We start from the raw sequence: 10,203 nt of genomic DNA, 5'->3' as shown, positions 1-10,203 counted from the left end.
TCCCGCCGCCGCTCCTGCTGCTGCAGCACCCGCGGCCGCACCGGCCGCCACCGCAGCCGCAGGCGTCCGACCCGAACTGGCACACCTGCGTGGAACCACGCAGAAGGCCAACCGTATTCGGCAGATCACGGCCACCAAGACACGTGAGTCGCTGCAGAACACCGCTCAGCTCACGCAGACCTTCGAGGTGGACGTCACCAAGATCGTCGCCCTGCGGGCCCGTGCCAAGGCCGGCTTCATCGAGCGCGAAGGCGTCAACCTGACGTTCCTTCCGTTCTTCGCCAAGGCAGTCGTCGAGGCGCTGAAGTCGCACCCGAACATCAACGCCAGCTACGACGAGGCTGCCAAGCAGATCACCTACTACGACGCTGAGCACCTCGGCATCGCAGTGGACACCGATCAGGGCTTGCTCTCCCCCGTCATCCACAACGCCGGCGATCTCGGCCTGGCCGGCTTGGCCCGCGCCATCGCCGACATCGCCAAGCGTGCACGCTCGGGTGGCCTGAAGCCGGACGAGCTCTCGGGTGGCACCTTCACCATCACCAACATCGGCAGCCAGGGCGCGCTGTTCGACACCCCGATCCTGGTACCGCCGCAGGCGGCCATGCTCGGAACCGGCGCGATCGTCAAGCGCCCGATGGTGGTCACCGACGAGAACGGCAACGAGTCCATCGGCGTTCGCTCGATGATCTACTTGCCGCTGACCTACGATCACCGTCTGGTCGACGGCGCCGACGCCGGCCGATTCCTCACCACTGTGAAGCAGCGGTTGGAAGAAGCCTCGTTCGAAGCTGATCTGGGCCTGTAAGCAACTGCTCGGCCGGCCGGGGCGTCATCTCCATCAGGAGGTGGCGCCCCGGCTTTTTCAGTACGGTCGGAGATATACGTTCGGATATCGAAGCACGCTGAATCGAAGGAGGCTTTCCGAATGCGAGTAGTCATCGCCGGCTCGTCCGGTTTGATCGGAACGGCCTTGGTGTCATCGTTGCGCTCCGACAACCACGACGTGGTGCGTCTGGTGCGACGCTCGACCGCCGGCCCCGACGAATCGCGTTGGGACCCGGACCACGACCGTCTGGACCTCTCCGTCCTGCAGGGCGCCGACGCCGTCGTGAACCTCTGCGGCGTCGGCATCGGCGACAAACGGTGGTCGGGTTCCTACAAGCAAGCGATCCGTGACAGCCGCATCGTCGCGACCGACGTCTTGGCCGAAGCGGTCGCGAGTCAGAAGGTTCCCGTCCTCGCCAACGCGAGCGCCGTCGGCTATTACGGCGACACCGGCGACAAGATCGTCGACGAGGATTCGCCGGCAGGCACAGACTTTCTCGCCACGACGTGTCGCGATTGGGAACTTGCCACCGAACCGGCGCGTGCGGCGGGTGCCCGCGTCGTCAATCTGCGGTCCGGCGTCGTGATTTCACCTCATGGGGGCATGCTCGGTCGGCTTCGGCGCCTTTATTCGTTCGGCCTCGGCGGGCGACTGGGCAACGGTCGCCAGTACTTTCCGTGGATCTCACTCGAGGACGAGTGCGACGCGATCAAGTTCGCGCTCACGAATTCCGAACTCTCCGGTCCCGTCAACCTGACCGGTCCGGCCCCTGTCACCAATGCCCAGTTCAATGACGCCATGTCCCGTGCGGTCCACCGCCCGGCTCCCTGGATCGTTCCCGGGTTCGCACTCGAAGCGTTGATCGGAGAATTCGCCAAGAGCGGCATCCTCGGTGGCCAGCGCGCCATTCCCGCAGCTTTGGAAAAGGCGGGATTCTCTTTCCGCCACAACACGATCGGCGAAGCGCTGGCGGCCGCACTCGGTTGATTCCGAAGTCGGGCGTAATCTCTACGTCCATGAGCAGCGCTGCCGTTTCCGCCCGGTTCTCGAAACTGCCGATCGCCGTCGAGCAACTCGGTTCGATCGACTACAACGCCGCGTGGGACCGCCAGCGTGAGCTCGCGGCTGCGCGGGCGGACGACATCGGACCGGACACGCTACTGCTCCTCGAACACCCGCCGGTGTACACGGCAGGACGACGCACGGAACCCGAAGATCGTCCCGTCGACGGCACGCCTGTCATCGACGTCGACCGCGGCGGGAAGATCACCTGGCACGGCCCCGGCCAGCTGGTGGGATATCCGATCGTGAAACTGGCCGAGCCCATCGACGTGGTGCGGTATGTCCGACGCATCGAGGAAGCACTGATCACGGTGTGCACGGACCTCGGCCTGAACTGCGGGCGCATCGACGGCCGCTCCGGCGTCTGGCTGCCCGCCGAACTCGCAAACGGGCAATGGAAGCCCGAGCGCAAGGTTTCTGCCATCGGCGTGCGCGTCCAACGGGGCGTGGCACTGCACGGCTTCTCCCTGAACTGCAATTCGGTCCTGACCGGATTCGACAACATCATTCCCTGCGGCATCCGTGACGCCGGGGTCACGACGCTGTCGCATGAACTCGGTCGCGACGTCACCGTGGACGAAGTCACTCCCGCTGTGACCGAGGCAGTGATCGCTGCTCTCGACGGAACCATGCCCGTCACCGAACGGAACGTCGAGCGCGTCACCTTCGAAAGCGCCTCGCCTACTCCGACTTTTACTACCGTTCAGTACAGCTGACGGGCTCGCCCGAACCCCGTTGCAGTAATCACCGCGCGTAGGATCACTGTCGTGACTATCGCCCCAGAAGGACGTAAGCTGCTCCGTCTCGAGATCCGAAACGCGGAGACGCCCATCGAACGCAAACCCAACTGGATCAAGACCCGAGCAAAGATGGGCCCCGAGTACACGGAGCTCAAGGGCCTGGTCAAGCGTGAAGGTTTGCACACCGTCTGCGAGGAAGCGGGCTGCCCCAACATCTACGAGTGCTGGGAAGACCGCGAAGCCACGTTCCTGATCGGTGGTGAGCAGTGCACACGCCGCTGCGACTTCTGCCAGATCGACACCGGCAAGCCCGAAGCCCTCGACCGCGACGAGCCCCGTCGCGTCGCGGAAAGCGTTCAGGCCATGGGCCTTCGGTACTCCACGATCACCGGCGTCGCCCGCGACGACCTCCCCGACGGCGGCGCCTGGCTCTACGCCGAGACCGTCCGCAAGATCCACGAACTCAACCCGGGCACCGGCGTCGAGAACCTGGTTCCGGACTTCAACGGCAAGCCCGAACTGCTCGACGAGGTCTTCGCCTCACGCCCCGAGGTCCTCGCACACAACCTCGAGACCGTCCCCCGCATCTTCAAGCGGATCCGTCCGGCATTCCGGTACCAGCGCAGCCTCGACGTCATCACCGCAGCACGCGACTACGGACTGGTCACCAAGTCCAACCTGATCCTCGGCATGGGCGAAACCCCTGAAGAGGTCACCGAGGCGATGGCAGATCTCCACGCCGCCGGTTGCGACATCCTCACCATCACCCAGTACCTGCGCCCCTCGCCCCGGCACCACCCCGTCGAGCGGTGGGTCAAGCCCGAGGAGTTCGTCGCACACTCGAAGGCTGCAGAAGAGATGGGCTTCGCCGGCGTCATGGCCGGTCCGTTGGTTCGCTCGTCGTACCGCGCCGGCCGCCTGTATGCGCAGGCCATGGCACATCACGGCCGCGAACTTCCCGAGGCGCAGCGTCATCTGACCGAGGGCGGCGACGCTTCCCAGGAAGCCAGCTCACTCATGGCGCGCCTGAATCGCTGATCCACTTTTTGCTGTGCGCCTTTATTAACCGCGGGCGGTTAGTAAAGGCGCACAGCAATGGACGTATCCTGGGTACATGGCGAACGGCAGCAAATCCGGTAAGGGCAAACCCACCAAAGAGGCAAAGGCTGCAGCGAAGGCTGCCCGCAAGCAGGCTTCCAAGGAACGTAGAACTCAGCTCTGGCAGGCATTCCAGATGCAGCGCAAGGACGACAAGCTCCTCCTGCCGCTGATGATCGGCACCCTCGTCGGTGCGGCTCTGGTCTTCTTCCTGGTCGGCCTCATCTGGGGCCTTCAGTGGTTCCTGCTGCCGATCGGCATCGTTCTCGGTCTCCTCGGCGCCTTCATCATCTTCGGTCGTCGCGTCCAGAAATCGGTGTACAAGAAGGCTGAAGGTCAGGCCGGTGCCGCTGCGTGGGCGCTCGACAACATGCAGGGTGCGTGGCGCGTCACGAATGCCGTCGCCGGCACCACCCAGCTCGATGCCGTTCACCGCGTCGTCGGACGGCCGGGTGTCATCCTCGTCGCCGAGGGTTCGCCGCAACGCGTCAAGGGCCTCCTCGCGCAGGAGAAGAAGAAGACTGCCCGCCTCATCGGCGACACCCCGATCTACGACATCATCATCGGCAACGACGAGGGCCAGGTTCCGCTCTCGCAGCTCCAGCGCTACTTGAACAAGTTGCCCCGCAACATCGACACCAAGCGCATGGACAACATCGAAGGTCGCCTCGCTGCACTCAGCGCACGCGGCGGCGGAGCAGCGCTTCCCAAGGGCCCGATGCCCGGAGGCGCGAAGATGAAGGGAATGCAGCGAACCATTCGTCGTCGCTGACACTCCCCCACAGCAAAACGAAAGACCCGGGCCCACACGGACCCGGGTCTTTCTCTACTTCGAGAAATTTGTGTCAGCGCGATTTCACGAGCAAAGTGCCGGTCGCGCGGTCCTGCATACCGCGACCGTCGATGTCGGTGATGGTCGCGGGAATCACGAACACAAGCAGTGCCTGACGTCCGAGCGCGCGCACGAAGCCCACTCGAATCGGGCCTTCGATTCGTGCAACCTGAAGTCCGAGGACGAACTGCCCCGGTGTGAAGTTGAACAGCGCCACCGTGACGACACCGACGGCGAACCACACCATCAGCGTGACAGTCGAGGTCATACCGTCGAAGAAGTCGCCGGTGATGAGCGAGGCCACTCCCACAGCCATCACCCAATCCACCAACAGTGCCGCGATACGACGGCCCGAACCGACCAGCGAACCCGGACCCTCCTGAGGGAAACCGAGGAGCTCGCCACGGTACGACTGCTCACGGCCGTCCGCGCTCTTCGGCAAAGCTGCTTGCGGCCCAGAGAGCCAAGTTCCGGTGATACGTGCCATGCTGTCCAGGATAGGCGTCGCAGCACCGTAGTCCAGATTTGCCGGGTTTTAACTGTGTGGCCGGTCACATGGACTTCGGAAATCCCCAGGATGCTGCGACGCGTAACACTGCCGAAACAAAGGGTTGACGAGCGGGCAACACCAGCTCCCTACCGTCTGCCTCGACGGATTCAACCGACATCACTTGGCTGAAGCGACTTAAGGAGCACAAGCGTGGCGTTCACCACGGCCGAAGAGGTCATCAAGTACATCGCGGACGAGAACATCGAGTACGTCGACATTCGGTTCAGCGACCTGCCCGGCGTCCAGCAGCACTTCTCGATCCCGGCGTCTGCTTTCAACCAGGACGTGTTCGAGGACGGCCTCGCATTCGACGGATCTTCGGTCCGCGGATTCCAGTCGATCCACGAGTCCGACATGATGTTGCTTCCCGACGTCACCACGGCGCAGATCGACCCCTTCCGCAAGGCGAAGACCCTCAACATCAACTTCTTCGTGCACGACCCGTTCACCCGTGAGTCCTACAGCCGCGACCCGCGCAACGTTGCCCGCAAGGCCGAGGAGTACTTGGTCAGCACCGGCATCGCGGACACCGCATTCTTCGGCGCCGAGGCCGAGTTCTACATCTTCGACTCGGTTCGCTACGACTCCGGCATGAACTCCGCTTTCTACGAATTGGATTCCATCTCCGGTTCCTGGAACACCGGCGCAGAGACCAACGCCGACGGCTCCCCCAACCTCGGCTACAAGGTTCGCGCCAAGGGTGGCTACTTCCCCGTCGCTCCGTACGACCACTACGTGGACCTGCGCGACGAAATCTCCACCAACCTGACCAACGCAGGCTTCGAGCTCGAGCGCGGCCACCACGAGGTCGGCACCGGCGGACAGCAGGAGATCAACTACAAGTTCAACACGCTGCTCGCAGCTGCTGACGACCTGCAGCTGTTCAAGTACATCGTCAAGAACACCTGCTGGCAGCACGGCAAGTCCGCAACCTTCATGCCGAAGCCGCTCTTCGGTGACAACGGCTCGGGCATGCACGTCCACCAGTCCCTGTGGAAGGACGGCAAGCCCCTCTTCCACGACGAGTCCGGCTACGCAGGCCTCTCGGACATGGCGCGCCACTACATCGGCGGCATCCTGCACCACGCTCCGTCGCTGTTGGCCTTCACCAACCCGACGATCAACTCGTACCACCGTCTGGTGCCGGGCTACGAAGCCCCCATCAACCTCGTGTACAGCCAGCGCAACCGCTCGGCAGCTGTCCGTATCCCGATCACGGGCAACAACCCGAAGGCAAAGCGTCTCGAGTTCCGCGCACCCGACTCCTCGGGTAATCCGTACCTCAACTTCGCTGCACAGATGATGGCCGGCCTGGACGGCATCAAGAACAAGATCGAGCCGATGGCTCCGGTCGACAAGGACCTCTACGAGCTTCCCCCGGAGGAGGCTCGCAACATCCCGCAGGCTCCGACCAGCCTCGAGACGGTCATCAACCGCCTCGAAGCCGATCACGAGTACCTGACCGAGGGTGGCGTCTTCACCACCGACCTGATCGAGACCTGGATCTCGCTCAAGCGTGAGCAGGAAATCGCTCCGGTCAACCTGCGTCCGCACCCGTACGAGTTCGAGCTCTACTACGACGTGTGATCCGCATCCTGACGTAAGTCAGACCTGCGAGTACCGAGTCCACCCGTCCCGCTTCTGCGGGGCGGGTGGACTTGTTTCGTCCGAGGGAAACCCCTCGGACAGATGATGACCGGCCTTCATACCGGACGCGGTCGAATCGCGGATCAGCCGCGGGCACGTTGACCGATGGCCGCATTGTTGACGATATGGGCGATTCGACCTGCCCGTGTTGCGTCTCGAGCGGCACTGACGATCCACCACAGCATCTGTTTGCGGGCGCTGGGCGGAAAACTGTCCCAGTTGCTTCGCGCTTGCGTGTCCAGGTCCAGCGCCGCCTGCAAGTCAGATGGTTCCTCGAGGTCTTCGACTTGGTCGAGAATCGTCCACCAACCAGTGGATTTCGCGGCAGCAATGGCACCACGACCAGCAGCGGTCATGAGGCCACGCGCCTCCATATCAGCTGCGCGTTCGCGGTTGAGTCGGGTCCAGGAACTCTTGCGTCTCCGCGGTGTGAACAGTTGCAAATTGCGCTCTTCGTCGAAGATGGTGTTAGTGGAATCGATCCACCCAAAGCAGATCGCTTCCTCAACGGCCTGAGGGTAGGGGCAGCGTGGTCGGCTGGTGGTGGTGCGCCAGGAGCACAACCACACTCCACGGCCTGACGTGTGATTGTCCGTCAACCAAGTTCGCCACTGTTCGCGAGTCTCGGCGTGGATGATCGGGTAGTCGAACTTCCACGTCGGGGGGTGGACGGAAGCCGGCGGCGATGATTTCGAATCGGTCACTTACTCTCCAAGCCTAGAGGGAATCGGATACGTGTCTCGATAGACGAGGGGCCTGCGCAGGGAACACGTCCCCGCGGCAACTTGGACGTGAATGGTCTTGTCGCGCAATCCTCTTCTGACTGTCATGGTGGCGAGACCCTGAGGTGAAGGGCGAGCCGACTGACGGTGTCGGCAAGCTCGGTTGGTTCGATGACGACCACTGGGGCGGTGAGCGCAATGCGCGCAACCGTCATGGCGAGCCTGCCGAGATCTTCGCTGCGGATCTCGACAAGGCAGCGGTCCGCTGCCACCTCGATCGGTGTGTGGTCAATCCATCTGAGTACGCCCGCGAGGTCGGCGAACGTAGCTTCGATGGCGAGTTTTGCATCGTGGTGACGGGGTGGCGAGCCCACTGATCTCGCGACGAAGCCTGCCGCGTCACCGCCCGGGATCTCGCGTGGCGTGAAATGACTGCCTGCCAGCCAGGGCTCCGAGAGCCGGTCCAGTCGAAATGTTCGCCAATCCGAACGATGGTGGTCCCATGCTACGAGATACCAACGACGCCCCGCCGTGACAAGGCGGTGCGACTCGACGAGTCGTCTGCTGCTCTCGCCATCACCTCGCCGATAGTCGAAACGAACGTGCTCGTGGTCACGACATGCCGCAGCGAGCACACTGAGTGCTTCGGGATCGACGATGTCGTCATTTGCCCGCCGCATGGAACTGACGCTCGAATGCAGTGCCGACACACGTCGGCGAAGTCGATGGGGCAGGAGTGTTTCGATCTTCGTCAGCGCGCGCAGCGCCGTTTCTTCGATGCCTCCGATGGCGGCCTCGGCGGCGTAGCGCAGTCCGACGGCTACCGCCACGGACTCGTCATCGTCGAGGATCAGGGGCGGCACGTGCGCCCCCGTTGCAAGTCGGTAGCCCCCGTATTTTCCGGACGTGGAATCGACCGGATAGCCGAGGTCGCGTAGGCGATCGATGTCGCGGCGCACCGTCCGCTGCGTGACATCGAGTCGTGCGGCAAGTTCGGCACAGTGCCAGAAGCGATGAGTCTGAAGGAGCGAGAGCAGTTGCAGTGCTCGGCCTGTGGGATCGTTCCGCATTTCTTCAGATTGCCAGCGATCTAGGACTTTATGTGTCCACGATGCTCCCTATCGTCGGAGCAACCGGTCGATCCAGACACGAGATCGGTACTCGACTCAAAGGAGCATCCGTGAATCCATCCGACTTCCCCAGGCCCGTCCTCATCCCAGTGAACGGCGTGGAACTCGAAGTCTTCGAAGCAGGGCGACACAATGCCGGGAAACCCATCGTGTTGTGTCACGGATGGCCAGAGCACGCCTATTCCTGGCGATACCAGGTGCCCGCCCTTGTCGAGGCGGGCTACCACGTCATCGTCCCGAACCAACGCGGCTACGGCAATTCGTCACGTCCGACCGAAGTGACGGACTATGACATCGAACATTTGGCGGGTGATCTCATCGCACTTCTCGATCACTACGGCTACGACGATGCCACCTTTGTCGGTCACGATTGGGGTGCCTTTGTCGTGTGGGGCCTTACCCTGTTGCACCCGGACCGGGTAAACAAAGTGATCAACCTGAGCCTGCCCTACCAGGATCGCGGAGAGCAGCCGTGGATTGAGTTCATGGAAGCCGTGCTTGGCGGTGATTTCTACTTCGTCCATTTCAATCGACAGCCGGGCGTCGCGGACGCGGTGTTCGAAGACAACACCTTCCGGTTCCTCCGCAACCTGTACCGGAAGAACGAACCCCTCAGGGAACCTCAGCCGGGTATGGCGCTGATCGATCTCGCCAAAGCAGAGACACCACTCGGTGAGCCCCTGATGAGCGATAGAGAATTGGCCGTTTTCGTCTCCGCCTTCGAATCGACAGGATTCACGGGCAGTGTGAACTGGTACAGGAACCTTGACCGCAACTGGCATCTGCTGGCGGAGGTGGACCCGATCATCCAACAGCCCACACTCATGATCTACGGCGACCGTGACGCGATCGCGAGAGCTGAGAACCTGACAGAGTTCGTGCCCAATGTGGAAGTAGTCAATCTCGATTGCGGTCACTGGATCCAACAAGAAAGACCCGAAGAGACCAACCAAGCGATCTTGAACTGGCTGCAGCGGCAGGATGCCACATAGTTTCAAGGCTAGGTGCGGTCTCAGTGAAAATGTCAGTCTCATTCAAGTCCAGTAGGGGGCTTGATCCGGACCGACCGTCTTCGAGATTTGGCGAGAGCGTCGGTAAACAAACCATGCACTCAACCCGACGATGGGCACAAGCCAAATCCCGACAGAGAAGGCGACAGCGCGCCACACACCGACTCGCCCGGACACAGAAACCACATCGGCCGTTCCGACAAGACACAGGGAAAGCCAAATCAAGGCGAGAATGAATCCGCCGCCGTACAGAAGAAAGAATGCTTCGAATCCGTCCATGCAGTCCATTCCACTGTCGGCGCAGTCCTGAAGCCCAGCCGCACCGAGTAGGGAAATGTTCACGGTGGCGATGCTACGGGCCAGGGCGTCCCGAACTGCCGAACAAGCGGGCGGATTCGGCGATGCGAACGCCGCTCAGCCCGAACAGAGTAGAAGCCCCACCCCCGTGGGGAGGGCGGGGCTTCCTCTGGTCCGGCGCTCACGCACAGTGGGAGGGTGGTGGACATGCCGGACCGACGACACGGCAGGGAGTCAAGCTGCCGCGCCCAAGCGCTGACCTGAAGGAATGCGCCTGAGATCGTGG

11 protein-coding genes are annotated in these 10,203 nt (G+C 62.6%); 7 read left to right on the top strand and 4 right to left on the bottom strand.

Features of this window, described 5'->3' with window-relative positions:
- The 5 genes from sucB to YH3_RS24125 form a co-directional block, all read left to right on the top strand.
- Positions 1-808, top strand: an 808-nt coding sequence (gene sucB / locus YH3_RS24145; protein ID WP_064444138.1) for a 2-oxoglutarate dehydrogenase, E2 component, dihydrolipoamide succinyltransferase, incomplete at its 5' end; no start/stop codon positions are given.
- Between the two features lie 120 nt (positions 809-928).
- On the top strand, positions 929-1,816 hold the full coding sequence (locus tag YH3_RS24140; RefSeq protein WP_003941584.1) for a TIGR01777 family oxidoreductase: 888 nt from the start codon (positions 929-931) through the stop codon (positions 1,814-1,816).
- Between the two features lie 29 nt (positions 1,817-1,845).
- Positions 1,846-2,607, top strand: a complete 762-nt coding sequence (gene lipB, locus YH3_RS24135; protein ID WP_003941602.1) for a lipoyl(octanoyl) transferase LipB — start codon at positions 1,846-1,848, stop codon at positions 2,605-2,607.
- A 51-nt stretch (positions 2,608-2,658) separates the two neighbouring features.
- Complete coding sequence (lipA, locus tag YH3_RS24130) at positions 2,659-3,669, top strand: lipoyl synthase (RefSeq protein ID WP_003941610.1); 1,011 nt, start codon at positions 2,659-2,661, stop codon at positions 3,667-3,669.
- 76 nt (positions 3,670-3,745) lie between these two features.
- Positions 3,746-4,501, top strand: coding sequence for a DUF4191 domain-containing protein (locus YH3_RS24125; RefSeq protein WP_003941625.1), 756 nt, complete (start codon positions 3,746-3,748; stop codon positions 4,499-4,501).
- A 73-nt stretch (positions 4,502-4,574) separates the two neighbouring features.
- Here the strand turns inward: YH3_RS24125 and YH3_RS24120 are convergent, their stop codons facing one another.
- Positions 4,575-5,048, bottom strand: a complete 474-nt coding sequence (locus YH3_RS24120) for an RDD family protein (protein WP_003941579.1) — start codon at positions 5,046-5,048, stop codon at positions 4,575-4,577.
- Between the two features lie 213 nt (positions 5,049-5,261).
- Between YH3_RS24120 and glnA the strand changes: the two genes are divergently transcribed.
- Entirely contained in the window at positions 5,262-6,698 is a 1,437-nt protein-coding gene (gene glnA, locus YH3_RS24115; RefSeq protein WP_003941609.1) for a type I glutamate--ammonia ligase, read from the top strand.
- Positions 6,699-6,841: 143 nt separating this feature from the next.
- On the opposite strand, the gene YH3_RS24110 is transcribed toward glnA, so the two are convergent.
- Positions 6,842-7,462, bottom strand: coding sequence for a YdeI family protein (locus tag YH3_RS24110; RefSeq protein WP_063316166.1), 621 nt, complete (start codon positions 7,460-7,462; stop codon positions 6,842-6,844).
- A gap of 122 nt (positions 7,463-7,584) precedes the next feature.
- Positions 7,585-8,550 (bottom strand): YafY family protein, encoded by a 966-nt coding sequence (locus YH3_RS24105; RefSeq protein ID WP_064444137.1) that lies wholly within the window; start codon positions 8,548-8,550, stop codon positions 7,585-7,587.
- A 110-nt stretch (positions 8,551-8,660) separates the two neighbouring features.
- Here YH3_RS24105 and YH3_RS24100 point away from each other — a divergent pair, with 110 nt between their 5' ends.
- Positions 8,661-9,602, top strand: a complete 942-nt coding sequence (locus YH3_RS24100) for an alpha/beta fold hydrolase (protein WP_054826291.1) — start codon at positions 8,661-8,663, stop codon at positions 9,600-9,602.
- A gap of 42 nt (positions 9,603-9,644) precedes the next feature.
- On the opposite strand, the gene YH3_RS24095 is transcribed toward YH3_RS24100, so the two are convergent.
- Entirely contained in the window at positions 9,645-9,962 is a 318-nt protein-coding gene (locus YH3_RS24095) for a hypothetical protein (protein ID WP_228232664.1), read from the bottom strand.
- Between the last annotated feature and the right edge of the window lie 241 nt (positions 9,963-10,203).

The sequence above is a fragment of the Rhodococcus sp. YH3-3 genome, from assembly GCF_001653035.1.
Classification (GTDB): Bacteria; Actinomycetota; Actinomycetes; order Mycobacteriales; family Mycobacteriaceae; genus Rhodococcus_F; species Rhodococcus_F qingshengii.
This window is presented reverse-complemented; position numbering and strand designations above follow the sequence as displayed.